At 49.5% G+C, this 24,937-nt stretch carries 25 protein-coding genes and 1 tRNA gene; 15 read left to right on the plus strand and 11 right to left on the minus strand.

Translation table 11 applies throughout. From position 1 onward, the window contains the following. Positions 1-9: 9 nt before the first annotated feature. The gene (gene asd, locus AJ81_RS01655; RefSeq protein WP_031503478.1) at positions 10-1,047 is read left to right on the plus strand and encodes an aspartate-semialdehyde dehydrogenase; all 1,038 of its coding nucleotides are present in this window, start codon (positions 10-12) and stop codon (positions 1,045-1,047) included. Beyond that, positions 1,044-1,550, plus strand: a complete 507-nt coding sequence (locus AJ81_RS01660; protein ID WP_031503480.1) for a hypothetical protein — start codon at positions 1,044-1,046, stop codon at positions 1,548-1,550. The genes asd and AJ81_RS01660 overlap by 4 nt, the downstream gene beginning before the upstream one ends. Here the strand turns inward: AJ81_RS01660 and AJ81_RS01665 are convergent. Genes AJ81_RS01665 through AJ81_RS01675 form a run of 3 tightly spaced genes read right to left on the minus strand, consistent with a single transcriptional unit; the run spans position 1,525 to position 4,262 of the window. Then, on the minus strand, positions 1,525-2,061 hold the full coding sequence (locus tag AJ81_RS01665) for an RsmD family RNA methyltransferase (protein ID WP_051368825.1): 537 nt from the start codon (positions 2,059-2,061) through the stop codon (positions 1,525-1,527). The two genes, AJ81_RS01660 and AJ81_RS01665, sit on opposite strands and share 26 nt — an antisense overlap. Positions 2,062-2,067: 6 nt before the next feature. Next, positions 2,068-3,303, minus strand: coding sequence for a 6-phospho-beta-glucosidase (locus AJ81_RS01670; RefSeq protein WP_031503483.1), 1,236 nt, complete (start codon positions 3,301-3,303; stop codon positions 2,068-2,070). After that, positions 3,300-4,262 carry a BadF/BadG/BcrA/BcrD ATPase family protein gene (locus AJ81_RS01675; protein ID WP_031503485.1) on the minus strand — a complete coding sequence of 321 codons (963 nt, stop codon included), beginning with the start codon at positions 4,260-4,262 and terminating at the stop codon, positions 3,300-3,302. The genes AJ81_RS01670 and AJ81_RS01675 overlap by 4 nt, the downstream gene beginning before the upstream one ends. Before the next feature lie 66 nt (positions 4,263-4,328). Between AJ81_RS01675 and AJ81_RS01680 the strand changes: the two genes are divergently transcribed. From AJ81_RS01680 to AJ81_RS01710, 7 genes are all read left to right on the plus strand, one after another. Continuing rightward, complete coding sequence (locus tag AJ81_RS01680) at positions 4,329-5,849, plus strand: diguanylate cyclase (RefSeq protein WP_031503489.1); 1,521 nt, start codon at positions 4,329-4,331, stop codon at positions 5,847-5,849. 38 nt (positions 5,850-5,887) lie between these two features. Next, positions 5,888-5,974: transfer RNA gene (locus AJ81_RS01685), tRNA-Leu, on the plus strand. A 40-nt stretch (positions 5,975-6,014) separates the two neighbouring features. Beyond that, entirely contained in the window at positions 6,015-6,866 is an 852-nt protein-coding gene (locus AJ81_RS01690) for a Cof-type HAD-IIB family hydrolase (RefSeq protein ID WP_231845408.1), read from the plus strand. Beyond that, positions 6,863-8,359, plus strand: coding sequence for an apolipoprotein N-acyltransferase (gene lnt / locus AJ81_RS01695; RefSeq protein ID WP_038059650.1), 1,497 nt, complete (start codon positions 6,863-6,865; stop codon positions 8,357-8,359). The genes AJ81_RS01690 and lnt overlap by 4 nt, the downstream gene beginning before the upstream one ends. Then, positions 8,356-9,531 (plus strand): phosphopentomutase, encoded by a 1,176-nt coding sequence (locus tag AJ81_RS01700; RefSeq protein ID WP_031503495.1) that lies wholly within the window; start codon positions 8,356-8,358, stop codon positions 9,529-9,531. The genes lnt and AJ81_RS01700 overlap by 4 nt, the downstream gene beginning before the upstream one ends. Position 9,532: 1 nt before the next feature. Further along, on the plus strand, positions 9,533-10,783 hold the full coding sequence (locus AJ81_RS01705) for a 2-hydroxyacyl-CoA dehydratase subunit D (protein ID WP_031503497.1): 1,251 nt from the start codon (positions 9,533-9,535) through the stop codon (positions 10,781-10,783). Further along, the gene (locus AJ81_RS01710; RefSeq protein WP_031503499.1) at positions 10,780-12,462 is read left to right on the plus strand and encodes an acyl-CoA dehydratase activase; all 1,683 of its coding nucleotides are present in this window, start codon (positions 10,780-10,782) and stop codon (positions 12,460-12,462) included. Before AJ81_RS01705 ends, AJ81_RS01710 begins: the two co-directional genes overlap by 4 nt. Here the strand turns inward: AJ81_RS01710 and ispE are convergent. The 8 genes from ispE to AJ81_RS01750 are packed head-to-tail and all read right to left on the minus strand — an operon-like array spanning position 12,447 to position 20,146. Next, on the minus strand, positions 12,447-13,253 hold the full coding sequence (gene ispE, locus AJ81_RS01715) for a 4-(cytidine 5'-diphospho)-2-C-methyl-D-erythritol kinase (protein WP_031503500.1): 807 nt from the start codon (positions 13,251-13,253) through the stop codon (positions 12,447-12,449). The genes AJ81_RS01710 and ispE overlap by 16 nt on opposite strands. Continuing rightward, on the minus strand, positions 13,205-13,792 hold the full coding sequence (locus AJ81_RS01720) for an NUDIX domain-containing protein (RefSeq protein ID WP_031503502.1): 588 nt from the start codon (positions 13,790-13,792) through the stop codon (positions 13,205-13,207). Before AJ81_RS01720 ends, ispE begins: the two co-directional genes overlap by 49 nt. Further along, positions 13,752-14,345 carry a thymidine kinase gene (locus AJ81_RS01725; RefSeq protein WP_051368823.1) on the minus strand — a complete coding sequence of 198 codons (594 nt, stop codon included), beginning with the start codon at positions 14,343-14,345 and terminating at the stop codon, positions 13,752-13,754. The genes AJ81_RS01720 and AJ81_RS01725 overlap by 41 nt, the downstream gene beginning before the upstream one ends. 3 nt (positions 14,346-14,348) lie before the next feature. After that, entirely contained in the window at positions 14,349-15,212 is an 864-nt protein-coding gene (xerA, locus tag AJ81_RS01730) for a site-specific tyrosine recombinase/integron integrase (RefSeq protein ID WP_031503507.1), read from the minus strand. Between the two features lie 7 nt (positions 15,213-15,219). Next, positions 15,220-16,494 carry an SLC13 family permease gene (locus AJ81_RS01735; protein WP_031503509.1) on the minus strand — a complete coding sequence of 425 codons (1,275 nt, stop codon included), beginning with the start codon at positions 16,492-16,494 and terminating at the stop codon, positions 15,220-15,222. 6 nt (positions 16,495-16,500) lie between these two features. Next, complete coding sequence (locus tag AJ81_RS01740; protein WP_031503511.1) at positions 16,501-17,742, minus strand: molybdopterin molybdotransferase MoeA; 1,242 nt, start codon at positions 17,740-17,742, stop codon at positions 16,501-16,503. Beyond that, entirely contained in the window at positions 17,739-18,236 is a 498-nt protein-coding gene (locus tag AJ81_RS01745) for a MogA/MoaB family molybdenum cofactor biosynthesis protein (protein ID WP_031503513.1), read from the minus strand. Before AJ81_RS01745 ends, AJ81_RS01740 begins: the two co-directional genes overlap by 4 nt. Then, a complete protein-coding gene (locus AJ81_RS01750) occupies positions 18,233-20,146 on the minus strand; it encodes a molybdopterin biosynthesis protein (protein ID WP_031503516.1) in 1,914 nt (637 codons plus the stop codon). Before AJ81_RS01750 ends, AJ81_RS01745 begins: the two co-directional genes overlap by 4 nt. 62 nt (positions 20,147-20,208) lie before the next feature. Here AJ81_RS01750 and AJ81_RS01755 point away from each other — a divergent pair, with 62 nt between their 5' ends. Genes AJ81_RS01755 through AJ81_RS01775 form a run of 6 tightly spaced genes read left to right on the plus strand, consistent with a single transcriptional unit; the run spans position 20,209 to position 24,937 of the window. Continuing rightward, positions 20,209-20,616: a MaoC family dehydratase gene (locus AJ81_RS01755; protein WP_031503518.1), complete on the plus strand. Its 408-nt coding sequence runs from the start codon at positions 20,209-20,211 to the stop codon at positions 20,614-20,616. Beyond that, positions 20,613-21,377, plus strand: a complete 765-nt coding sequence (gene rsmA / locus AJ81_RS01760; RefSeq protein ID WP_031503523.1) for a 16S rRNA (adenine(1518)-N(6)/adenine(1519)-N(6))-dimethyltransferase RsmA — start codon at positions 20,613-20,615, stop codon at positions 21,375-21,377. The genes AJ81_RS01755 and rsmA overlap by 4 nt, the downstream gene beginning before the upstream one ends. Then, a complete protein-coding gene (locus tag AJ81_RS01765; protein ID WP_051368821.1) occupies positions 21,331-23,055 on the plus strand; it encodes a sigma-54 interaction domain-containing protein in 1,725 nt (574 codons plus the stop codon). Before rsmA ends, AJ81_RS01765 begins: the two co-directional genes overlap by 47 nt. Positions 23,056-23,114: 59 nt before the next feature. Then, on the plus strand, positions 23,115-23,276 hold the full coding sequence (locus AJ81_RS10780) for a hypothetical protein (protein ID WP_154655775.1): 162 nt from the start codon (positions 23,115-23,117) through the stop codon (positions 23,274-23,276). 46 nt (positions 23,277-23,322) lie between these two features. After that, positions 23,323-23,970, plus strand: a complete 648-nt coding sequence (locus AJ81_RS01770) for an ATP-binding cassette domain-containing protein (protein ID WP_231845407.1) — start codon at positions 23,323-23,325, stop codon at positions 23,968-23,970. Between the two features lie 4 nt (positions 23,971-23,974). Continuing rightward, positions 23,975-24,937 carry a 1-phosphofructokinase family hexose kinase gene (locus tag AJ81_RS01775; protein ID WP_031503529.1) on the plus strand — a complete coding sequence of 321 codons (963 nt, stop codon included), beginning with the start codon at positions 23,975-23,977 and terminating at the stop codon, positions 24,935-24,937.

Here is a 24,937-nt window from a genome sequence, read left to right on the forward strand (position 1 = left end):
GTGTGGAGGATGAAGAAGAGGAGAGTCGTGATCCTGGGTGCGACGGGTACGGTGGGACAGCGCTTCGTACAGTTGCTGGCAAACCATCCCTTCTTCGAGGTGGTCGCACTTGCTGCATCTGAAGCGTCCGCTGGAAAGAAATATGCAGAAGCGGTTCACTGGCATCTTCCCTGTGAGATTCCTGAAGACGTGCGCGACATGAAGATCGTTGGCATGGACTCAACCTTCGAGTGTGATTACATCTTCTCCGCCTTGCCTTCCGATGTGGCTGGACCCATAGAAACGCGTCTGGTAGAACAAGGTTACATCGTGTTTTCGAACGCGGCGAGTCACAGAATGGACCAGGATGTGCCACTGTTGGTTCCTGAAGTGAACCTGGATCACATCAAACTTGTTGAGCGTCAGGAAACTTTGGGCAGGTTGATCACGAATCCAAACTGTTCCACCATTGGTCTGGTGATGGCACTCAAACCCATCATGGACCTTTTTGGAATCGAGTTCGTGAACGTTGTGACCATGCAGGCTGTCTCAGGTGCAGGTTATCCTGGTGTGGCATCGCTCGATATACTTGACAACGTGATACCCTACATAAAGAACGAAGAAGAAAAGATGTGCAGTGAGCCAAAGAAGATCCTTGGAAGATTGACGGAAGATGGCGTCGATCTTGCGACGTTCGACGTCGTCGCTCAATGCAACAGGGTGCCCGTCCAAGACGGTCACATGATCAGTGCTTACGTCGAGACGAGTGAAAAGGTGGATCTGGACGAACTGATAAGAGCCATAGATAATTTCAACCCTCTGAAGGATTACAAGCTTTTCACGGCCCCAGACAACCCTGTTGTGTACCTACCAGATAAAGATGCCCCACAACCACGGCTCCACAGAGATCTGGGTGGCGGCATGACGGTGAGCGTTGGAAGGTTAGTGAAGGTCTCGGAGCGTGCTTTGAGATTCGTCGCGCTGGTTCACAATACCATCAGAGGTGCTGCGGGATGTGCCGTGTTGAACACAGAAATCTACGAATTTCTTTACGGCAGGGGCGTGTGAGTTTCATCACGGTTCAGTTACTCATCTATTTGTTCGTTTCTCTGTGTTTCATTGCCATCGCGGGTATGTGTCTGAGCACGGTGATCACGCATTTCTTTCAGATCACGAAACGGTTGGAAGAAGACATCGATCTGATGATGGCGATCGATTTTCTCAGGTACGATTTTTGGTTCAAATCGATCAGCACCGCACAGGTGAGCTCCTCCGCGATGAGTTTTTGGGAGAAGGTCGATGGCAAGGAGAAAAAAGTGTGGTACAGGGTGGAAATGGAACAAGGAGATTACGTGTTGAAAAGGGTTGCAAATGATGGCACCAACGTGGTCTACAGATCGAAAAAGCCAATCAGTTTTTACGAAGAAACGGGGATCTGGGGTGTGAAGATCGGCGAGCTCTGTTTCGACATGGTGAACGCGACACCCTCGGACGTGAGGGTAAGATTGAACCTCAAACCAGGTGAGTTGCCATACTTTCTCAGGCCTAAACAGGTCGACGTCTCAGAATGACGAGATCACTGTCACCGTAACTTCTCTCTTTCAGAACTTCGAGTTCTGTGGGGACGATGATCTTTTCTCTCTTCGATTTTTCCACGACGATCGTTTCGGCAACCTTCTTTTCACTGAGCAGTCTTACCGCTTCATTCACGAAGCCAAGTTCGTACGGAGGATCGATGAAAGCTACATCGAAGCTTTCTGAGTTCTTCTCCAAGAACCTTCTGTAGTCCACGCACAGAACGGTCAACTGCACCCCCAGTTTCTCTGCGTTCTGTCTTGCAACCTTGGTGGCGAGTTTCGAAACGTCTACTGCGACGGCCTTCCTTGCACCCCTGCTGATGGCTTCGAGCGAGACCACTGCGCTGCCACAGAACAGTTCTAAAAAGCTTTTATCGGTCACATCTACCATGCTGAAGAGTGCCTGGCGCACCATGGAGCTCGTGTAGCGTGTTCTTGGATCCGGCACAGGCTGCACTTTCCTGCCTTTCAAAAAGCCTCCAGTGATTTGGAGCAAGGACAGCACTCCTTTTCAAAGAAGCTCGAAGTACTCCCTGTTTGCCTGGCATATCTCTTCCAGAAGTTCTCTCACGTTGTGCGATCTGGGACCGAGAGGGTGCAAAAGTAACGCCTTGATCGCCGTAGCCTTTGACTTTTTCAAATAGGCCTCGATGGTGAGTCTTTCGTACATCTTGACGGTGTGGATTAAGCCAACGGCGAACGGATCGGCACTGCCCTCGGTGATGGGCAAAACTCTATTGGCTTTTGTCAAGCACGGCACTTCCAGCACGTAATCGTCCGGCAAGTTAGCGATCGCACCCATGTTTCTCGTGTTGACGATGTGCACGGAGTTGTTCGAGAGTGTTAGATCTCTTATCAACCTCGCCGCAGCGGTAGAATAGAGGCTTCCACCTCTTTGTGAAAGTTCTGCAGGTATCTCGTTCTCCGTTTCATATTTCCTGAAAAGCCGTTCTTCGATCTCGATAACCTTCTCTGCACGCGTGCCCTCTTCGTAAATCTTCTTGAACATTTGTTGTGTCGAGACGTAGTAGCGAAGGTACGGGTTCATCAGAAGCTTCGCAGAGAGGATCAACCAACTTGGAAGCTCGGGACTTTCGAACTTGGAAAGCATTTGAAAGACCTTTTCCGTAACATCTTCGTTGTTCATCCAGATCCTTTCAACGAAGCTCAAGTGGTTCAGACCATAGTACTTGACAAAAATTTCTTCCATCTCGCAGGAAAGAAGACTCGCGAGATGATTGAGAAAATTGATCGGTACGTTGCACAGCCCGATGAATCGCTCGAAACCGAGATAGTTCAGGACAAACTCGGTCACATGACCAGACGGGTTCGTGAAGTTGATCACGATCGCTTCGCTGTGCTTGTCCACAGAGTCGACGTACCTCTCCATTATGGGGAATGCCCTCAACGCGGCTGCAAATCCACCAACGCCGGTTGTTTCTTGACCAATCAAACCGTACTTGAGTGGGATCTCCTCGTCCAACTTGCGCGCCTTCAATCCACCCGGTCTGAACTGGAAGACCACGTAACTCGATTCTCTGACGGCCTCGACGAAATCCTTCGTTTCGAACAACTTGAAACGGTTCTTCACCAATCTCTGACAGAAACCATACATAATCTGAAGTTTTCTCTCATCGATATCGTGCATCCAGACTTCTCGCAAATCGATCTGCTCGGAAACGTCCAAAAGACCAGAGATCAGTTCCGGCGTGTAACTGCTTCCAGCCCCGATGACCGCGATCTTCATGTTTGATCCCCCCAGAAACCTATCAATTTTTCAATCGCACGATCGGTGAAACTGCAACCCACCAACTCACTGGCCAAGAGCACCGCACCAACGACGGGCGGATGTTTTGGAACGATCAAGCGATAATCTCTCCCCAGTGCACTACAGATCATGTTCAAGAGTATCGGATCTGCGTTCTTGAAGAAGCTTCCTTCGAGCACGAGTTTTATGGGAGGTGTGAAGTTCAACTTCTTTCTGAACGCTTCGACGATGCGGACAACCTCATCGACAATCTCGCACAGTATCTTCAAAGCAACGAAGTCGTGATCACGTGCAGCAGAATAGAGTGTTCTTATCAACAGAACAGCGTAGTCTCTCATTTTTTCATAGTCACCTTCGTATTCATAATGCATGATATCTTCAATCTTTGAGGCAATTTGTGATTCGAACATTTCAACCATCACGGTGTTTTCGGACCTGCCATCCTTCGCCCTCACGATCGCGGAAGCCACTTTCCCCGCGATGATGTAAGAGCCCAGGCGCTCGCCAAAGAAGGACGAAAAACCTCCGATCCTTTCCATCCTTTTCCCGTCGCACGCATAGTTGATGCCTCCTGTACCACAGCTTATCATGATGCCAACGTCGTCAAAAGTTCCAGATCTGAGGGCGATTCTACCATCGTTGTCGAAAGCGTATCTCTTCAGTCCGAGTCGCTCCAGTATGGACCGAACTATTCTGTTTTCATACTCGAAGTCGGCACCAGCAACACCAAAGAAAGCCGCATCCAACTCATCAAGGCTCAAAGAGGCACTTTTCAAAGCTTTCTCAATCAATCGTTTCAGAGTCTGGTATGCTTTCTCAACACCAACTCCTTGATAGTTAGCTCCGGGACCTTCTTCAAAAACGATCACGTTGCCCAGTTCGTCCACGATCAAGATGTGCATCTTCGTCCCACCAACATCTACACCAAGAAGGCGCATTCGGATCACTCCAACACAATAACAGTTGTATAATTTTCTCGAGACCCCATCTTGGGAGCGATTGAGATGAGACGCAAAATCACCGGCGTTTTATTCATATTGTTGGTTGTTCTCATGGCTTTTTTCACATTGATATTCTACTGGATCGTGTTCATGTTTCCAAGATTGCAGAAAACTCTACTGAACTATCACATGAACAGCTTGACCCATCAGCTGGATCTGGCCATCTCCATGGTGAACATTCACTATTCTAATTTCGTGCAAGGTTTAGAAGACGAATCGACCGCTAAACAAAACGCTATGAGACATCTGAAAAGCCTCTTCTACGGTCCTGAGGGGAAGGACTATTTCTTCGTGCTGAATCTGGATGGAGTACTCCTGGTTCATCCGTACCGTTCAGACCTGGAAGGGCAGAACGCTTTCATGTCTGACGATGCGGTCTTCACCAGTGCGATTCGAACCATCGTTGAGGGTGCAAAGGAAGGCAAGAAGTTTGTAGAGTACGATTGGTATCTTTACGGTGAAAAGAAGGTCGAAAAGAAATTCTCTGCAATCAGAGTCTTCGAACCTTGGGGATGGATAATCGGAACCGGTCTTTACAGTGAAACTTTGATGGAACAGTCGAAAAAGATCGCGCGAGAGTTTCAGTCTGTGGCGATCCTTTTGATGACTATGTATTCGGCCATCGTTGCGTTCTTGCTGGTTTTGTTGAATCGTCAGTACAAAGAGAGGGAAAGACTTTTGACGTTGCATTTGCAGGAAGGAGAAAGGCTGAAAACCATTCTCAGTTCGATCCCGCAACCTGTGGCTGTCTTGAAAGATTCGCAGATCATTTTCATGAACCAGTCCTTTGAGGAGACGTTCGTGCGAGAAGCTGAAAGTTCACCTGCGCTGAAAGAGAAGATCTCACAAGTGATCGAAGAAACCTTGAACGAGGTGAGAAAGACCAAGAAAGGCTTGGTCAAAGCGCTGGAGATCGCGTTGGGGCAAGAGAAGAAGTGGTTCGACGTACACGCCGTGCCCCTGTTCAGTGGTGAACGTGTCGTGGAAACTGTGTTGCTTTTTGTGGAGACGACACATCAGGTGAAACAGATTGAATTCTGGAGGTTCAGCGCAGAGACCGATCCGCTCACCGGTTTGGCCAACAGGAACGTTCTTGACGTAATTTTGAGTGATCAACACGTACTCGGTGAGAAATTCTGTGTGATCATGCTCGATGTGGATGGTTTCAAAGAGATAAACGACAGATACGGTCACAGCGTCGGTGATGAAGTGCTCAAAGAGTTCGCACGGAGACTCAGCAACAATGCCAGAAAAGACACCATCTTGGTGCGTTTCGGTGGTGATGAAATGCTTGTGATCGTTCCAAACGCCGACAGAGAAACCGGTTTGAAAATAGCTCAAAGGCTTCAAGAAGTGTTGAAGAAACCGCTTCACCTTGAGAACCTGACCTTGAATTTGAGCGCCTCGATGGGGCTCTCAGAATTCCCAACCGACGGAAACGATCTTCGATCTCTGATAGACGTTGCAGACCGGCGACTGTACAAAGCTAAGAGCTTGGGTAAGGGATCGCTGTGTGTGGATTGACAGCTCGAACGGGCACGTGGTAAAATTTTATAGGGTCTGCCGAGGTGGTGGAATTGGCAGACACGCATGGTTGAGGGCCATGTGGGTTTCGGCCCGTGCGGGTTCAAGTCCCGCCCTCGGCACCAGAGGGAGCGAAGGCTCCCTCTTTTTGTTATACTTTGAAAGGTGATCTTCTTGATCAAACTCGTGTGCATAGACCTGGATGGAACGCTCTTGGACAGCGAGAAGCGCATCTCACAGCATAACATTGAGGCCATCAGGCGTGTGGTCGAGTTGGGCGTGCACGTGACGATCTTCACAGGTAGAAGCTTCGGCTCCGCCGCACATTATGTGAGGGAGCTTGGCATCAAAATACCGGTAGTCTTTCAAAACGGTGCGCTGATAATCGATCCGGTGAGCATGAAGGTCTTTCGGAACATCGAACTTGAATCCGGTTTGGCGAGACATTTCGTAGAGGAGGCGCGAGAGAATTCAGTTTATCCAGTGGTCTATGAGTCATTCTTTTTTGAGAAGGACATGCTCGTCGAGGGACCATACGTGGGTGCCTTTGAAAGATACTTCCAGTTGAACTCGCACCGCATCAGGATGGTTGAAGATCTGAGCAAAGAACTGAGCAAAAGGAAAAGCGTCGTAGAGGTTGCGCTCGTTGGGAAGATTGAGAACGTAAATCGCGTGATCGAGGAAGCGTCTGCAAAACTGAAAAATGGTTACACGGTCGTGGAGAACCAGAAGAGAGATACAGAAGCGTTCGTTGAGATCTTTGGACCCGGTGTTGGAAAGGAAAGGGCGCTCGAATTCTTCCTCGAAATGTATGCCGTCACGCCGGAAGAGGTCATGTACGTAGGAGACAACCTCAACGATGCGTCGATCATGCGCATGGTGGGAACCTCCGTGGCTATGATGAACGCACCCGACGAGATCAAGAGGATCGCCACACACGTTACCGACAGCAACGACGAGTCCGGTGTCGCTAAAGCTTTGGAAAAACTCGTACTTCGGGAGCGTGTTGAAGAATGAGTTTTCTCTTTCTCGTCCTTTCGAGTGTTGTCACGGCTCTCTCCATGCCAGGCTTTCTCTTTGGCTTCCTCGTTTGGTTCAGCTTGATCTTTCTTTTCATCGCTTTGGAAGAAAAGAACGTTCTCACAAGCACTCTTTACGGTTTTCTGTACTTCTACTTCTTCAGCGCGATCAATTTGTACTGGGTCTTGCCCGTACTGGTGAAGAATTTGCCGAGGACTTTTTCAAGGTTTCCAGGCTGGCTGGGTTTCTTCGTTTTCTTACTCATGCTCACGATTGAAGCGCTGCCGTTCGCACTGTTTGGTCTGCTGTACTCGATCGGAAAAAACTCGATCAGAAACCGTCCATGGCTGGACGCTCTGTTTGTGGCGTCACTCTACACTCTGATGGACTTTCTCAGGGGTATCGGTGAGATGGGTTTCACGGGAGGAACACTCGCAGACGCACTTTACAAAGATGTTGGATTGCTTCAACTTGCCCCGTTGATAGGTTCCTACGGTCTGACGTTTTTGATCGTTTTGACGAACAGGCTGCTCTACACTATGATGAAGAAGAGTTCCAGATCCATCGAAAAGATAGCCTTCGTCGTTCTTGCGATCGTGCTCATATCGTACACGGTAGAACGTGCCTTACCATTTCCAGCGAAGGGTGAAACGAAACTCGTTGCTCTGCAAACTTACGTCAGACCGGAGGAAAAATACTCTTCTTCCTCGATAGATCTTTATTCGAAACTCGTAGAACATCTGGAACAACATTCGAACGGGCTGATAATCCTTCCCGAGGACGTGTTTTTCACCGATCCAAGGAACAACGAAATTGGAGAATTGCTCCGAGAATTGACAGAGAGAAGAAACATCAAGATTCTCCTCGGAGCGATATCAACAGACAGTGGGACGAAAAACAGCATCTTTCTCGCGGATGAATCGGGTGTGCGACGGGTGTATTCGAAGGTGAAACTCTTTCCTTTCGTAGAAATGTTGCCGTACGAAAGGATCTTTTCTGTGTTCAAATTCCTGCGGGGACTGGTCTATCTTCAACCCGGCGAAGGCTTCTTTCCTTTGAAGATTGAAGAATATCCCACACTCGGAATTCAGATATGCTTCGAGTCTTACTTCAGCGAGCCGTCGCGCCAACTTGCGAAAAAAGGTGCGGAAGTTCTCATAGTTTGTACGAACGACGGATGGTTCGATTACAACACCGCCCTGATTCAGCATTTTTCGAAATCCGTTTTCAGAGCGGTGGAGACGAGACGTCAGGTGATTCAGGTCTCCAACGCTGGCGTGACGGGAGCGGTGGATCCTTACGGAAGGATCGTCAAGACCCTGCCCGTGAAGAGGTACGATTCCATGGAAATAGAGCTTCTTCCGAAAAAGAACGAGACGTTTTACACACGCTACGGTGATTTGATCGTCTGGTTCTGTCTCGGCGTTGTGTTGCTAACACTACTGCTGCCGCGCGAGAAAAGCGTACGCGTGAGGAGGATCTGGAGATGAGGGTTATTGCGATCGTTCTCGACAGCGTCGGTATAGGAGAACTTCCTGATGCCCACCTCTATGGAGACGAGGGGAGCAACACTTTAGTCAACACGGCGAGGGCCGTCGGCGGGCTGAACCTGCCAAACCTGGCCAAGATGGGTTTGGGTAATCTGGACGAGATCATGGGTGTGCCCAAGATGGATGCAATCGGTGCTTACGGCATCATGATGGAAAAGAGCCCAGGAAAGGATTCAACCACCGGACATTGGGAGCTTGCGGGTATCGTGCTCAAAAAACCGTTCGACCTTTTCCCGAACGGTTTTCCAAAAGAGCTGATAGAAGAGTTCGAACGAAGGACGAATAGAAAGGTGCTGGGCAACAAGCCTGCGTCCGGTACTGAGATCATCAAAGAACTCGGTTTGGAACATGAAAGAACGGGTGCTTTGATCGTGTACACCTCTGCAGACAGCGTCTTTCAGATTGCAGCAAAGGAAGAAATCGTCCCAGTTGAAGAGCTCTACAGATACTGTGAGATCGCGAGAGGGTTGCTCGACGAAATGGGGTTCAAAGTGGCAAGGGTCATCGCAAGGCCCTTCACGGGTGAGTGGCCCAACTACGTGCGTACGCCTCGAAGACACGATTACTCACTGCCACCGGAAGGTCGAACGCTTCTGGACATCTTGACGGACAGCGGGATCGCAGTGTACGCAGTGGGTAAGATTTACGATCTTTACGCAGGGAGGGGCATAACTGAGAGTTTCAAAACCGAGGACAACATGGACGGGGTTGATAAAACAATCTGGGTGATGAGGAACAAAAGAGAAGATTGCATGATCTTCACCAACCTGGTCGATTACGACATGAAATACGGTCACAGAAACGATGTGAAAGGCTATGCGAAAGCACTCGAAGAGTTCGATGCGAGGTTGCCCGAGATCTGGGACTCAATGGAACACGACGATGTGCTCTTCATAACCGCGGACCACGGGTGCGATCCCACAACGCCCTCGACGGATCACTCGAGGGAGAGAGTGCCCATCCTGGTGTGTGGTGAAAAAGTCTGTCGAAACGTGAACCTCGGCATTAGGGAATCTTTCGCTGATTTCGGTCAAACCGTGGCCGACATCTTCCAGGTTGAAAAGCTGGCTAACGGAGTTTCGTTCAAAGATCTTCTGTTCGGTTGTCCATGATATGAGTAAGAAAAGTGTCGCGTACGGCAAGTTCGTCAGATTCTTCTGGAACAAACCAACGGTGGCACTAAATCTGCTCACTTTGGGATTGAAGCTCGAAAACACGAGACGCAAGGTGGTCGCAACCACCAGAAATGACTTTTCAAGCTGGGTGGACTTTGCGGCACTTTCCATCGTTGCGTCGGCATTCAGCGGTGAAGAGGTCGCTTTGGTGAATCTGTTCTTTCCGAGTGAGATCATGGCTGGTTTTGCTTTGAAGAGCGTTTCGGCAGAGGGATTGTCAGGAATGCTTGCGGCCATGCATTTGGAAGACTTCGCACTCGCGCGTGCCGAGTCGATCGGTGTTTCGAAGAACACTTGTTCTTTCCACAGGGCTGGGTTGGGTTTGAACCTGTTGAACATGATGAAAAACGTGAGAGCTGTTGCGGTAACAAACATGCTGTGCGATGGAAACGTACCGATTTTCAGAACGATCGCATCGCTGTACGGACTAAAGCTCATCGTTCTGGATGTTCCAAGAAATCTGGATGAATTCAACGTTGATTACGTTTCCCAACAGCTTGAACAAGCCGTTTACGAACTTGAAAACCAGTTGAACAGGCGGTTCGATTGGAAGAAGTTCGAAGAACAGATGAAGATCGAGTCAGAGATCTTCGAAGCGCTGAGAGAACTCTATCCAAAGCTGTGTGAAAAACCGATCAAGATGCATCTTTATCAGCATGTGAATCTGTTGTACACGATCCATGTCAGACCAGATTTTCACCTGCTGAAAGCCGTTAGAGCTCTCGAAAGGGATCTGAAAGCAGAAACGAGCGACGATGCTAAGAGAATCCTTTGGATGCATCTGAGCCCCTACTACGACAACGTTCTCAACGAGATCTTCTCCAAAGACAGTCCTCACACGGTGGTGGCGAGCGAACTTTGCTGGGATTGGCTCGATTGGAGAATAGATGTGCGACGTGGTTTCAAGAGCATCGCTGAAAAGCTGTTGCTCAACCCCCTGCTCAACGATGCCAGAAAGAGGGCAGAGTTCGCGGTGAAGCTGGCCAAAGATTTCAGAGTCAACGGGGTGATACACTTCAACCAATTCGGTTGTAAACAGTCCTCAGGCTCCATCGAGCTGATCAAGGGTGTCTTCGACGAATTGAAAATTCCTTTTCTCTCTCTGGACGGAGACTGCGTCGATCACACCAGCAGTTCGTCAGAGCAGTTCAAAACCAGAGTCCAAGCCTTTCTGGAGATGATCGAATGATCGTTTACAACTGTCCTCTGGTACCCTTCGAGTTCTTCCATGCACTCAGAATTCCATTCAAAAGGATCGAACCCATCTCGATTGAGTTTCAGAAGCTCCATCCAAACGTCTGCTCTTTTTGTAGGAGCGCTGTTTGCTCCGTGAAGCCCACCGACGTTTTGGTTTGGACCGATTCGTGTGATTCGATGCGCCGGGCATACGATTTCTTGAGCCAGAACGTATCGTTCTATCTGCACATACCTGTGAAGAACGATGAACTCGCCGTGCTGTCACTTTCGAGAGATTTGAAGAGACTCTGGGAGTTTCTCAAAACCGTTTTCAACAGCGAAGTGCCTCTGAGCGAACTTGAAAGAGTGCACAGGTGGTTCATTGAGAAGTCGATCCATCTGGAAAGGCTCATCGAGAAAGATTTGAACGAAGCGAAAACGATCTTTGAAGAGTTATCGAACCAAGAGTGGGTAGGTTCAGTTGCCAGGAAAGGTAAATCTGTTTTGTTGCTCGGTTCTTGGGCGAACAGCAAGTTGGTGGAGATCGTGGAGAAGGCGGGAGGTTTCGCACTCAATGCGACATGTTCTGGGCCGTACAGTTTGATCTTTGAGGCAGAACCAGCTCGAGACATCTTCGAATCCATCGCGAGAAGAATCTTGAACAAGAGGCTTCCCTGCGGAAGGTTCGCTTCAACCAGGGAATTGAAGATGCTGATAGAACGATTCAGACCGGAAGCGATCGTCTTGCACACGGCGAAGTTCTGTGATTTTTACCATTTTGATGAGCGACTCTTGAGAGAATTGAAAATTCCGTTCGTTACGATCGAAAACGATTTCACCAACGCCTTAGAACAAGCCAGAACCAGAATAGAGGCACTTCTCGAGGACACAAAAGACAGACCACGAGTTTCCGTCAAGGCCTTTCACTTTGTTGGGATCGACAGTGGTTCTACCAGCACGAAGATAGTGGTTGTGAACAATCGCGGCGATATCTTATTCGAACAGGTGTGCAGGACGGGCGCAGATCCAAAAGAATCAGCAAAGCGGTTGATGATTCAGGCTATGAAACATCTGAAATTCGATCCGCAGGAGAGCTTTGTAGTTGCCACGGGCTACGGACGTGACGCGATCGATTTCGCACACGCAAGAGTCACAGAACTGACTTGCCACGCCGTCGGAGTGAAACATTTGTATCCAGACGTTAGAACGATCATAGACGTCGGTGGTCAGGACAGCAAGGTGATGAGAATCGAAGAGGGCAAGATCGTCGACTTCGTCATGAACGACAAGTGCGCCGCTGGAACTGGGAGGTTTCTGGAGATCGTTTCCTCGATACTCGAAACACCTTTACAGATCATGGGCAAAGAATCTCTGAAAGCGAAAACTCAGTTGAGTATCAGTAGTGTTTGTGCGGTTTTCGCCGAAAGCGAGATCATCTGTCTACGAAGCAAGGGCTACAGTAAGCAAGAGATTCTGTGGGCTGCTCACAACGCAATTGCAAGAAGGCTCGTGACCATGTACGAAAGGGTAAAAGGACGTCCACCAGTTGTACTCACGGGTGGCGTGGCGCTCAACGAGGGACTGAAGCGTGCTCTCGAAGAATTGCTCAAAGTAGAGATCATCGTCCCGAAAAATCCCGTCACGACCGGCGCGCTCGGTGCGGCACTGATGGGGCTTCAACAGAAACTATAGAGTCCCGAATGTTCGCGCAATGCAAAGACGCAGCAACCTGTGCCAGTCAACTGAGCAACGATCGGATCAGTACTCCACGCTTGAGCTAAAGCTGTTTTGATTTCCGGATAGACCTCACACACTATGGTTTGAAAGACGTTGTAAGACATACGCAGGATCACTTCATGCTCATGTTTCACGTAGGCCTCATACAGTCTTTCGATCGGCCTTGGTCCCTTTTTGAAGTCCGTTTCCTTCAGCATGCTGTAAGCCTTCGCTGTGCTCACACTCACACCCGGACAGAAAAGATCGACCGTGTAACCACTTATTTGTGGTAGTGGCGTGACTTTCTCACCTTTTCCTTCAACGATCGCCGTGCCACCAATGAGAAAGAAAGGCACATCCGAGCCCACTTCCGCAGCGATCTCAAGAATGTCCGAATGCGGTATCCCACACCTTTGCGCAAGGAACCTGAGCGTGGCAGCAGCATCTGAACTGGCACCACCCAGGCCCGATCCCATTGGTATACGCTTTTTCAGAACCGCCTTGAGTCCGAAATCGACAGGGTAAAACTCCTTGAATTTTCTGAAGGCTCTTTCCACGAGGTTCTGACCTTCGATGGGAACATTCGATTCTACAACGATTTGGCCAACGTCTTCAGTCTGAATGAAAAACAGTTCATCGTACATGTCTATCGTCTGGAACAGACCCACTATGTCGTGGTAACCATCAGAACGTTTGCCGACCACGTCGAGATAGAGGTTCAATTTGGCATAAGCTTTTTCAGAAAATCCAGCGCCAACTTCGACCATCCTTCCAGTTCTTCCCTTCGCTGTTCTATCTCTTTCAGATCCATGAACCAGAAATCAAACATGTCCGGTTCGTTCAGACCCAGGAACTTCACCTCTGCCAGGTAAACCAGCCCGACGTGCACTCTGCTCACCGGGCTGCTCGTGTCGTTCAGAAGGCCAACGTAGGAGAGTTGAAGAACTTCCACGTTGACCTCTTCGTGCATCTCTCTCTCCATGCCTTTCAAGAAAGCCCGCCAGGGTGCGTCACCATCGCCTAAATTGATATGACCTCCCACACCGAGAGACAGCTTTCCATGGAGTCTTCTTTCCTGCTGTTTTTTCGTTCTTCTGAGCAAGAGGAACTTTCCCTGTTGACGCATCAACACGTAAGGGATCAGTTGGTGGAGCGTTTCGTCGTTCTCGGCGATTTCTCTGTCGATGAAGAACGCATTCTTTTCGATCAGATCTCTCAACTTTTCCAAATCGATTGGGAAGATCCCATCGGTGCCGTTCACCAGGTCATCGATTATCTTCGTCGGAACCACCAGAACTTGCTCCATGTCCACTCCCCGCCAATTTGTTGTAGCAGTCTCTGCAGACTGCAATGTATTTTTCCTTTCCACCCACATCGATCTCCGAATCGTTATCTGATATCTTGTAGGTGAGTGTCGCGTTGTGCTCCCCACAGACGTGACACACAGCCCTCTTCTTGATAACTTCGTTCGCGAGTGCGAGTAAAAGCATGGTCGTTTCGAAGGGGTTCTGCTTGAAGGTCATGTCGAGGCCTGCGCAGAACACGTTGACGTTCTCGTCCAGAAGCTTTCTGACCACCTTGATCAGGTCCTTGTCGAAGAACTGGACTTCGTCGATGAACACTGCATCGATCTTCTCCTGAAGGTGAGGGAGCATATCTTTAGAGAATTCAACCGACACGGCTTGTGCTTCGAGGCCAGAATGCGTCTTGACAACGTCAGTGCCATAACGAACGTCCAGAGCGGGTTTGAAAAGCAGCGTTTTCTTCTTACCCAGCTTGTAGATCTCCAGATAGGAGAGCAGCTCTGTGGTTTTCCCCGAGTACATCGGTCCAACAATCACTGTGAGCTTTCCAGACAACGTTCATTCCTCCTCCACCAAAGCGTTGACCGCCGCGAATTTTTCCTCATCCAGCAGATGCAGATACGTGCTCGTGGTTGACAGATTCGCATGACCCAAAAGCTCTTGAACGACTCTCACGTTCACCCTTCTTTGCAACAAGTGTGTCGCGAAAGAATGACGCAGGGTGTGCGGGTGCACCCTCTTCCTTATGTTGCACAACTTTGCGTATTTCCGTACGATCCTGAACACCGTGCTTGGATGCAGTCTCAACGAAGTTCCAAAAAGGTATTCGTCGGCCTCTTTTTTGTATTTTTCTATGTACACTCTCAGCTCGCTTGCAAGGCTGCTGTTGAGTGGAACGATTCGGTCTTTCCTTCCCTTGCCCATCTCGATCCTGACGAACGCAGGTGAAAAGGAGACGTCCGAAACTCTGAGATTGCACAACTCGCTGACCCTCAGGCCACAGTAGTATAGCAAGGACAGGACCAGATGATCCCTCTCCTTTTGCTCGCTAACTCTCAGCATGTTCTCCATCTCTTGTTTCGTCAAGAAATCCGGCGATCTTTTTCTGAGCCTTGGTACTTTCACTTTCATCCAGGGATTGCTCGACACGTAGTTCCGCAGAACCAAATAATCGAAGAAGTTTCTGAGCGAGGATATCTTCCGTGCCAAGGTGGAAACACTCAAGGGTTTGCCGAAGCTTTTCGAAAGGTGCTTCAAATAGTCCTCCGCGTCCTTCACACTGAAAGTTTCAAGTCTCAGTTTTCTTTCTTTTAAGGACTTCAGAAACTGCGACACGTCGATCCCATATGCCATGATGGTGTGATCGGAAGCTCTGCGCACGTATTTCAGATACTCCACGTATTCACGGAGCAAATCCTCCAAGACTCTATCACCATCCTACAAATGCCATCACAACCATGTAGAGGCTGGCGATTATCAGGCCCGTCAAGACCCAGGCAAAAGATGTTTGAAAGAACTCTCTGAACGATACGCTCTTTCCCGTGAATCTTTTCAGCAAAGAGATACCCACTATGTTGACAGCCGCGCCGATCGGCGTCAGATTCGCTCCAAGTCCCACACCGAGCGCTATAGCCCACCACAAATGTGTTGAGTAGCCCAACCCAATCAGGTATTTTACCACTGGAACCAAAACGACTGTCGTCGGCACTGCGCTGAGCAGGGAACCCATAACAGCTGAAAGCCAGACGAGGACGACGAGTAGCAGTGAGCGAGAACGAACCATCGAAATAAGACTCGCGAACCCGCTGAGAAGGCCAAGCTCCTGCATCACGTGCGTGAGCGAAAACAGTCCCATGAAGAAAAACAGTGTGTCCCACTCAATTTCCTTGGCCACATCTTCGAAACTCTTGTTTGCGACGATGAGACTGAGGGTCGCTCCAAGCAAAGCAATGAAAGCCATGTCGATGTCCAGCGCTTCGTGAAAAGCGAAAGCACAGATGGTGGCTACGAAGATCGTCGCAGTCCTCAAGAGCAACTTTTTGTCAGTGATGGCCTCTCTCGGGTTCGTTGCAGCCAGTCTTTTCAGCCCCGCTTCACTCGCCCGATCAACAGAAACCACACTTGAAAGCATCCTAAGCGATATGAGCAACATCAAGAAAGACATCGGTGCCAGATGAACGATAAAGCTCGCGAAACTAAGGCCACTCGCGTTGCCAATTACGATGTTCGGAGGGTCACCGATCATCGTCGCCATCCCACCGACATTCGACGCGATCACGCCGAGCACGAGTACCTTCGACGGATCGACTTCAGCTGCGTCACTGACCAGAAAGAGAATCGGTGCGAATATCAAGAGCGTTGTGACATTGTCCAGGAACGCAGAAAGTATCGCTATGAAGACTGCAAGCATAGACACCGTTCTTCTCAGATTTCCTCTACCGAGACGTACCGCATAAACGGAAGCCATCTGGAAAAAACCTGTGCTCTTCAAAACAGAGACAATGATCATCATGCCAAGCAAGAGGCCTATGGTGTTGAAATCGACCACGCGGGATATATTTTCCGTCGTCAAACCTTCCGATAGCTTCAAGACGGCTGCGATTAGACCCAGCAAGAAAACCTTGACCGAGGTTCGCCGAGACCTGCTGAGAATCACGTAGTAGGCCAAGAAGAACAAAAACATCGCAACGATCTGTTTGACCATGTGTGATCACCATCCAAGCCATAGCGGGTAGAACTCTGCAAGCTCTCCTTCATACAAACCTTCAACATCTGGGGGCACCCTGATGACGCCCTCCGCCTTCACAAGATTGGACACCTGCGCGGTCTCACTCTCCAAAGGTTCCGCCCAAACCTGACCGTGTCTCACAAGAAGCTTCACTCTGATGAACTGTTCTCTACCCTGTCTGGAGTACACGTTTCGCGTCAGCTTCACCATGCCAGAGGGTTTGAAGAGAAAGTCCTTTTCGTTCTCCAGCTTCCTCAAGATCGGTATGAGCACGAACTTGGCGCTGATCGTGAAAGAGACCGGATTCCCCGGAAGACCAACGACGGGTTTGCCGTTCACGATAGCCAGCACCGTGGGCTTTCCGGGCTGAATCAAGATTCCGTGAAAAAGAACGCCGGGTTTTCCCAGTCGGTTGATAGCTGCTTCGGTGAAATCTCTCGCGCCTATCGAACTTCCACCACTGACCACCAAAACGTCGTATTCGTCAAAGCGACTTCTGAGCGTTCGGAACAATTCATCTTCATCGTCCCTGCACAAACCTACACGATTCGCCTCAAAATGCAAAGATCTTAGCCACGCGACGAGGCCATAGCCGTTGCTGTCCCGCACCTGAACGAGAGATTTTTTTTCCACAAAAGGTTCAACGATCTCATCGCCTGTGGAGATCACGCCAACTTTCGCTCGTCTGAACACCTTCAACCGCTCCACACCCAGTTGAAGCAGCAACTGAAGATGACCTGGCTTGATCCTTTCACCCTTCGCAAGCACCAACTCATTTTTTCTCACATCTTCATCCATTCGAAGCACGTTTTCTCCGACTGCTACTGGCTTCATCACCTCGACGTACTCGTCGAACCTCTGCGTGTGTTCTACCATCACCACCGCGTTCGCTCCCTCTGGCAACATTGCCCCAGTCGCAACCCAAGCGGCTTCGTTTTCGTTGATCGCTCTTTTCGGTTCTTCGCCCACCTTCACCTCGAAGGCAACGCGTAACATGACTGGAAAGTTCGTACTCGCACCAATCGTGTCTTTGGACCTCACAGCGTAACCGTCCACCAAGGATTTGTCGAAACCCGGAAGATTCTGCGAAGCGAGCACGTCTTCAGCACACACAAAACCGAGCGATTCCAACGTGGGAACTTCCAGAGTTTCATCGATCGGTTTCACTCTGTGAAAGTATTCAGAATAAACCTGATCCAAACTCGCCAGTTTGAGAAACTTCAAGGCGTTTCACCTTCTTGATGGCAATCTTTGGTCGAACCCTTGATTTTTTCCAGACCGTGTGGTATCGCTGGAAGTATTGCCTTCAGATTCTGTTCGACCGCGTTCGGACTTCCCGGCAAATTGATGATCAGTGTCTCCTTCCTGACCCCCACAACTGCTCGTGACAACATGGCGGTGGGTGTGTGTTTCATCGCTTCGAGCATCATCGCCATCTCCATTCCATAAAGTCTTTTCTCGATCACGTTCATTGTCGCCTCCGGTGTAACATCCCTGGGAGATACACCAGTGCCACCGCAGGTGATCACCACGTCAAATTGTGCTTCACACAGCTTGAGAAGCTCGTTTTTTATCAAGTCAACCTCGTCTGGGACAATCGATTCAACCTCGATCGTTCCACCGATCTGCCCCATGAGCTTTTTGACGATCTGTGCGTTTTTATCGATCATCTCACCCTGACTCACCCTGTCGCTGACCACCAAAATGGCCACCCTCATTTCGATTCATCCTCCTCGACGATCTTTCCCAGATCGGAGATATCGTATCCCGAGCACTGAAAAACAACATTTCTGAAATCGCTCGACGTCATCACATCGAAAATGGTTTGAAAGCGTTCATCGTTAAGAAACTCTGGCAGAATCAGAAGATCGTATTCTTCCCAGCATAGAGGTACGAAGTCCAGATCCATCAGTTGCGCCACGTACGCGACGGCCAAACCTGCATCTGCGAGGCCTCTCTTAACCTTGAGTGCGACGGACATATGTGTCAGTTCCTCGTTTTCGTATCCATTTATCTGACGCGGTTCTATCCCAAGCTTTGAGAGGTAGTAGTCCAGCAAGATCCTGGTTCCGGAGGCCTTCTGCCTGTTCACAAACCGCACATCTTTTCTAACAAGGTCCTGAAGTGTCCTGATCGATTTTGGATTTCCCTTCTGAACCACGAGTCCTTGGAGCCTCTTCGCAAACTTCACCAAGACGAAACCATTCAGCATCTTTTTTAAGAAAGGCAAGTTGTACGTTTCACTCTCACTGTCGAACAAGTGAATGCCGGCAAGATGCGCATGAGACTTCGCTATAGCCTTGACACCACCAAGGCTACCAACGTTCACCACCGAAAGTCTCACACCGCGCTCGATCAAAAGATCGCTCAGTCTATCGATGAGAGGATCGTTGCTACCGACGAAGAGCAAAGTGTTGTCTATTCGTTTCTTTGTGGCCAGCAACCGAACTTCAACCTTCTCTCCTTCGTCGATCACTTCTTGACCTCTGGGTACCACGAGCACACCATCCATCTTTGTCAACGAAGAGATCGTGGCAGCGCCCCTCTTGAGAGGAATGCAGACGTAACGATCTTTCACCTTCGCCAGAGCGACCCTGACGAACTCATCGTCACCGGCGGAAGAGAAGATCCTCGTGGCACACTCGGCTATCAGAAAATCCTCGGCTGAATCACTCTGATGGTACCAAGCTTCCACAACAGGTTTGACCACCCGTTCGAGCACGGTGAAACACGAAGCTGGAAAACCGGGAAGACCGATGACTGGCTTTTTCTCCACGATGGCAAGGACCGTAGGCTTACCGGGTCTGATGCTGAGACCGTGCGCCACAATTTCACCGAGCTTTTCAAGCGCACGATAGACGAAATCTTTCCGCCCCGCCGAAGAACCTCCAATGAAAAGAACAAGATCATACGCTGGCAAAAGTCCTTGCAGAGTCGATGCCAACTTTTCTGGATCGTCCCCGACCGGATCGAGAACCCTCACAGCGACGCCGAGCTTTTCGAGAAAAGTCTTGACGAGCACGGAGTTGGTCTCAGGTATGAAACCTTCCTTCAGCTCACTGGAAGGATCGACGATCTCATCACCCGTGGGTACGACTGCGCATTCGAGGTTTTTCAGCACCTCCACCTCGAACACACCGGCGGCCAGCAACAATGCAAGATCCTGCGGTGTGAGCCGATGGTATCTACAGAAAAGCATGTCGTACTCCACGGCATCCTCACCGATCGTTCTGACATTGTGAAAGGTCGGCACAGGTTCGAAGATTTCTACCGAACCATCCTCTAAGAAATGGACGTCCTCAATCATGATCACCGCGTCGAAACCTTCGGGCATCGGCTGACCCGTGTTGACGATCATGAATTGCTCTCTGTTGAGTCTCTTCGGTGCATGCTTTGAAGCTTGAACCGTGTCAGAGGACCGAACTGCTATTCCATCCACTGCGGCGGAGTTGTAATGAGGAACACTTCTGAGTGCAAAAATGGCACGGGCCAGAACCCTGTCGATCGCCTCGCCGACTTTGACTTTCTGTGTCTTCGGCTCAAAAAAGCCCGCTTCTTTCAAACGGCTCAGATACAGTTCGAGTGCTCTATCCAGCACCATTTTCTTGAGGTATATCTTCCTTTCCAACACCGCACCTCCGATTAACATTCTACTCTGAGACGTGATAATATGTGTCGTGGGGTGAAACGATGAAGTTGTCTGAAGTGCAAATTGGTCAAGAGCACGCGGCGAGCTTCACCATAACTGATGAGATGGTGAAAACGTTCGCAGAGATCACGGGCGATAAGAACCCCGTCCATCTGGATGAAGAGTACGCGAAAAAGACGCGGTTCAAAAAGAGAATATGTCACGGTATGCTGGTGGCATCGATGATTTCAAAGGTGCTGGGTATGGATTTCCCCGGCCCTGGAACGATCTTGGTCAGGCAGCAACTGTCTTACAGGGCTCCGGTCTTTGTTGGAGAAACGGTTGAAGTTCGCGTGAGTGTTATGGACAAGAAAGAAGAAAAACAACGACTCATCCTTCAAACAAACGTGTTCAAAAGCGATGGAACACTTGCGATCGAGGGACAAGCGGAAGTTCTGATCGAACGGTGAGACCTTACGGTCAACATTTTCTCAAGTGTGAAGATGTGGCGCTCGAACTCGTGGACAGGTTGAACCCCCGCACCGATGACGTTGTTGTCGAGATAGGTTGCGGGAAAGGCTTCCTTACAAGGTTTGTTGCCCAGAGGGGTTGTCGGCTCGTCTGTTACGAAATCGACGAATCTCTGAGCGAAGAGTTCAAGAGGAACGTACCTTTCGAAAACGTCGAGCTCAGATTGAAAGATTTCCTCGAGGTAGGAACCAAAGAAATCGAGAGTGCACGACTGTGCTATGGTAGCATCCCATACCAAATATCTTCAAAAATCGTTCGCAAAATGATCGAGCTTGGTTTCGAGAGATGTCTTTTCATAGTTCAAAAAGAATTTGCAGAGAAGCTTGTCCTGGGTCGAGAAAGAAGAAAGCATACTCTGATCACTCTGCTGAGCCAGACGTACTTCAATGTCTCAATCCTTCGGCGAGTGCCAAAACGATGCTTCGAACCTCCTCCAAAAGTTGATTCAGTCATGATCGAGCTCGTTAGAAAAGATGTAGAAGTGGATCTGGACAGCTACGAAGATTTCCTAAAAAGGCTTTTCTTGAGGCCGAACAGGAGCGCGAAGGCAGTTCTCAAAGAGATGGGTGTGGACCAGTGTGAGGCTTTCGAAGATGCGAGAATCTGGGATTTGAATGTCGAACAGGCGCTCAGTATTTATATGAGGTGGTCGGATGACGAGAGAAGAACTCTTCGAAACCGTTCTGAATTCGATCGTTGAGGGCATCATAATCGTGGATAGAAACGCAAGAGTCCTCTACATGAACAAGCAAGCTTCCATCATACTCGGTATACCAGCCTCGAGTGTGATTGGCAAACATGTGGTCGACGCCATACCGAACACCAGGTTGCACATAGTCGTTCAGACGGGCAAGGCTGAGATAGACAACGTTCAGGACATAGGAGACGTGAAGATCATAACTTCGAGGATACCCATCAAGGACAAGAACGGAGAAATCATAGGTGCCGTCGCAATCTTCAGGGACATCACGAGTGTGCAGAGGATGCTCGATGAGGTCACAAACCTCAGAGAGATGGAAGCACTGCTCAAGGCGATCATAGAGTCCACGAACGATGCGATATCCGTTGCAGACGCTGACGGTAAGATCGTCATGGTGAACAAGGCTTACACGAAGATAACAGGTTATTCGGCACAGGAGGTCATAGGTAAGCCCGCCACAATAGACATCGCCGAGGGCGAAAGCATGCACATCAGGGTCGCACAAACCAAACAGCCGATCTATGGAGCGAGACTCCTCGTGGGACCGACCCGAAAAGAGGTCGTGGTGGATGTCACGCCTCTGTTTGTCAAAGGCGAGTTCAGAGGGAGTGTGGGTGTGATACACGACGTTTCGGAGATCGTCCGTTTAAGCAAAGAACTCGAAGAGATGCGTCGGATCATGAGACGCATGAGTGCGAAATACACCTTCGACGACATAGTTGCGGAGAGCACCAAGATGAAGATCATCATAGAACAGGCCATGAAAGTCGCGCAGACCCCCGCGACGGTCCTGTTGAGGGGTGAGAGCGGTACAGGTAAAGAACTGCTTGCGCATGCGATACACAACGCCAGTGAAAGAAAGGATCAACCTTTTGTGAGTGTGAACTGTGCGGCGATACCGGAATCGGTCCTGGAGTCGGAACTCTTTGGATACGCCCCAGGTGCCTTCACTGGTGCCAAGAGAGAGGGGAAAAAGGGTCTGTTCGAAGAAGCACACAAAGGCACGATCTTTCTGGACGAAATAGGGAAGATGCCCTTATCTGTGCAGCCGAAATTACTGAGGTTTTTAGAAACGAAGGAAATAACACCTGTCGGTGGCACAAAACCCATAAAGATCGATGTTCGGATCATCGCAGCGACGAACATGGACTTGGAGAAGATGGTGCAGGAAGGTTCCTTCCTGCCAGACCTTTACTTCAGGTTGAACGTCTTCCCCATACACATACCCCCACTGAGGGAGAGAAGAGAGGACATACCAATGCTCGTGCAACACATCATAAAGAAACTCAACCAGGAGTATGGAAGGATCGTCGAGGGTATATCACCCGAGGCTCTGCACAGACTCATGTCGTACGATTGGCCCGGTAACGTGAGGGAACTCGAAAACATCATAGGCAGAGCCATGATAACGATGGAACCGGATGAGAGGTTCATCAGAGCACATCATTTACCACCTTTGAAACTCTCCTATCAAGCCCAAGAAGTGCCGGGTGACGTGAAAGATCTCAGACGCGCATTGAGAGAGTACGAAAAGGGGTTAATAATGAAGGCACTGGAACGGAACAATTGGGACGTGCAAAACACCGCGAGAGAGATCGGAATGAGTGTCAGAACGCTGTATCATAGGATGAAACTGTTGCAGATCGTCAGGCCGATGAGCAAGAGACGTCAGTCTTAAACTTTGCTAAAAGCTAAGGTAATTCACGAGTCGTAGTATTTGTAATGAGAGGTGATTCCGTGCAGAGGTCGAAAAAGAACCTCAAGACTTTGTCCCAATACGAGTTGTTAAAACTCCTCAAAGATGGGCAAAAAGAAGCGAAAGAGGAGATGTTCAGAAGAATGTCTTTGGAAAACGGTGAGACAAATGCAAGAAAATCAAAAGAAAACAAGGAACCGTAGCTGCGTAGAACTCAGAAAATTTTCCCTTATCATAGACAACGTGGTAGTGCTGAAAGACGTAGATCTGTCCTTTGAAGCGGGGCAGCTCACGGTCATTTACGGTCCAAGGGGTGCGGGCAAATCTGCCTTGTTGAGGTCGTTGTTGCGACTCAACAGGGAAATCTATGAAAACGTTGATTGGTCAGGAGAACTGCTCATAAACGAGAAGCCCATACAGGCTTACGACAAGAAACTGCTCAGACAGATGGTCTCGTACGTTGAACCATCTTTCGTGGAAGCCATGGACGAGCTGACCTTCGCCGATTTCATAAAGATAACCCTGTCGGACTCCGAAGCCTCCTTGGAAGATTTCGCTTCGGAACTCGACAGACTCGGGATACTCAAATTTCTCAAGCGTGAGCTAAAAACACCGATCAAGCAGTTCTACACGATGGAAAAGATCATGCTGTTGCTCTTCGCGGCGATCGTTAGGAAATCCAGCGTGGTGGTGCTCGACTGCATACTGGACCACCTGGACGACGACACACTGGTTCCCGTGCTGAAGGAGTTGTTGAACATAAAGCAAGACAGAATCGTTGTTCTCAGCACCAGACAAAAACTGAGATTCCTACCGATCGCTGACCAGTTCGTGATGATGAAGAGTGGTAGAATTGAGTACAGAGGGGCTGCGAGAGAGTTCGTGTTGGAGAGGTGAAACGTTGAAGGTCATAACTGTCACGCTGAATCCCGCCCTCGACAGGGAATTCATAATCGAAGGGTTTGCCGTGAACGCCTATCACAGGATCAAGACTCAGGACCACATGGTGATGAATCCTGGCGGCAAGGGTATCAACGTCTCTATGGCTTTGGCGAAGCTGGGAGTTTCCTCGATCGCCATAGGTATCATCGGGGGATACACGGGTCGTGTGCTCCTAACCGAATTGAACAAGACGAGCCCACTCATCAGCACCAGCTTCGTGCACATAGAAGAGGAGACGAGAGAAAACATCGTGATCGTCGATCCCGTCAACCATACCATGACATCTATAAACTCTCCAGGTCCGAGAGTGGACAAGAAAGCTGTCGAATTGCTCCTGAAACGCTACGAGATATACCTTTCCAGAGCTGAGGCGGTTGTGCTGTCTGGAAGCTTGCCCCAGGGACTGACGGGCGAAATCTATGGAAAGATGGCGAAAATGGCCAGGGAAAAGGGTAGAATGGTGTTCTTCGATATGATTGACGAGTACCTGACGGAAGCTCTGGAGATCTGCGTTCCGGATGTGGTCAAGCCCGACGTGAGAGGGAGTTACACAATCTTGCAACAACGTTTGGAAAGCCTTGAGGATTACGTTGAGGCCGCAGCCAACCTCGTGAAGAGGGGCTGCAAGTTGGTGGTTGTCTCCTACGAAATCAAGAACGACGTGGTTGCTACTCAAGATGGTGTATGGTTGATCAGCACCAAAGAGAAGGTCGAGCCTGAGAACATCTTAGGTGCTGGTGATGCTTACGTTGCGGCGATGGTTTACAAGAGACTGACAGACAGGAATACGAGCATGCTGGAGACTGCAAAGTTCGGTTACGCTGCCGCACTTGCAAAGACCAAGAAACTCACGAAGGAAATGCCCGAGTACGATGAAATAGGTGAAGCTCTCAATTCATGCAAGTTGGAGCGTCTCAGATGA

It is taken from the genome of Pseudothermotoga hypogea DSM 11164 = NBRC 106472, assembly GCF_000816145.1.
Taxonomy (GTDB): Bacteria; Thermotogota; Thermotogae; order Thermotogales; family DSM-5069; genus Pseudothermotoga_A; species Pseudothermotoga_A hypogea.

What these genes read in the sequence shown, in the direction of transcription:
- lnt (WP_038059650.1), top strand. Translation starts at nt 6,863, where the DNA reads ATGAGTTTTCTCTTTCTCGTCCTTTCGAGTGTTGTCACGGCTCTCTCC.
- asd (WP_031503478.1), top strand. Translation starts at nt 10, where the DNA reads ATGAAGAAGAGGAGAGTCGTGATCCTGGGTGCGACGGGTACGGTGGGA.
- AJ81_RS01755 (WP_031503518.1), top strand. Translation starts at nt 20,209, where the DNA reads ATGAAGTTGTCTGAAGTGCAAATTGGTCAAGAGCACGCGGCGAGCTTC.
- AJ81_RS01700 (WP_031503495.1), top strand. Translation starts at nt 8,356, where the DNA reads ATGAGGGTTATTGCGATCGTTCTCGACAGCGTCGGTATAGGAGAACTT.
- ispE (WP_031503500.1), bottom strand. Translation starts at nt 13,253, where the DNA reads ATGGTCGAAGTTGGCGCTGGATTTTCTGAAAAAGCTTATGCCAAATTG.
- AJ81_RS01705 (WP_031503497.1), top strand. Translation starts at nt 9,533, where the DNA reads ATGAGTAAGAAAAGTGTCGCGTACGGCAAGTTCGTCAGATTCTTCTGG.
- AJ81_RS01765 (WP_051368821.1), top strand. Translation starts at nt 21,331, where the DNA reads ATGACGAGAGAAGAACTCTTCGAAACCGTTCTGAATTCGATCGTTGAG.
- AJ81_RS01675 (WP_031503485.1), bottom strand. Translation starts at nt 4,262, where the DNA reads ATGCGCCTTCTTGGTGTAGATGTTGGTGGGACGAAGATGCACATCTTG.
- AJ81_RS01745 (WP_031503513.1), bottom strand. Translation starts at nt 18,236, where the DNA reads ATGAGGGTGGCCATTTTGGTGGTCAGCGACAGGGTGAGTCAGGGTGAG.
- AJ81_RS01710 (WP_031503499.1), top strand. Translation starts at nt 10,780, where the DNA reads ATGATCGTTTACAACTGTCCTCTGGTACCCTTCGAGTTCTTCCATGCA.
- AJ81_RS01680 (WP_031503489.1), top strand. Translation starts at nt 4,329, where the DNA reads ATGAGACGCAAAATCACCGGCGTTTTATTCATATTGTTGGTTGTTCTC.
- AJ81_RS01720 (WP_031503502.1), bottom strand. Translation starts at nt 13,792, where the DNA reads ATGGAGCAAGTTCTGGTGGTTCCGACGAAGATAATCGATGACCTGGTG.
- AJ81_RS01735 (WP_031503509.1), bottom strand. Translation starts at nt 16,494, where the DNA reads ATGGTCAAACAGATCGTTGCGATGTTTTTGTTCTTCTTGGCCTACTAC.
- AJ81_RS01670 (WP_031503483.1), bottom strand. Translation starts at nt 3,303, where the DNA reads ATGAAGATCGCGGTCATCGGGGCTGGAAGCAGTTACACGCCGGAACTG.